Genomic DNA, 712 nt, shown 5'->3' on the forward strand with positions numbered 1-712 from the left:
CAGCCGCGCCAGCTTGATCGCCGAACCGGCCATCGTGGGGCTGTAGGTGACCGTGGCCTTCAGCACGCCGTTGTCGGCCTGGATGTCGCGCATCGCGTTGGCCGAGCCGGCGCCGCCGACCATGAAGAACTCGTCGCGACCGGCCTCCTTGATCGCGGCGAGCACACCGATGCCCTGGTCGTCGTCGTGGTTCCAGATCGCGTCGATCTTCTTGTGCGCCTGCAGCAGGTTGCTGGCCACCTGCGTGCCCGACTCCACCGTGAACTTCGCGTCCTGCTGCGCGGTCACCGAGAACCCGTAGGTCTTCAGCGCGTCGGCGAAGCCCTTGCTGCGCTCCTGGGTCAGCGGCAGCGTCGCGATGCCCTGGATCTCCAGGATCACCGGGTCGGACACACCCTTGTCCTTGAGCGTCTTGCCGATGAAGTGGCCCGCCGCCACGCCCATGCCGTAGTTGTCGCCGCCCAGCCAGGTCCGGTACGACAGCTTGTCGGGGAAGACCCGGTCCAGGTTGATCACCGGGATGCCCGCGTCCATCGCCTGCCGGGCGACCTGGTTGAGCTGCTCACCGTCGTTGGGCAGGATCACCAGCGCGTCGACCTTGGCCTGGATCAGCGACTCCACCGCCGAGATCTGCTGGTTGATGTCGTTGGTCGGCTCGACCGCCTTGAACTCCACATCGGAGAACTGCGCGGCCGCGTCCGTCGCGTTCTTG

The 712-nt window shown here is 66.9% G+C and carries 1 protein-coding gene; it reads right to left on the minus strand.

Annotated elements, in window-relative coordinates:
• Positions 1 to 712 (minus strand): substrate-binding domain-containing protein (locus FLV34_RS39525; protein WP_142652788.1); only part of this gene is annotated, 712 nt, incomplete at both ends.

The sequence above is a fragment of the Microbispora sp. CSR-4 genome, assembly GCF_008033685.1.
Lineage (GTDB): Bacteria > Actinomycetota > Actinomycetes > Streptosporangiales > Streptosporangiaceae > Microbispora.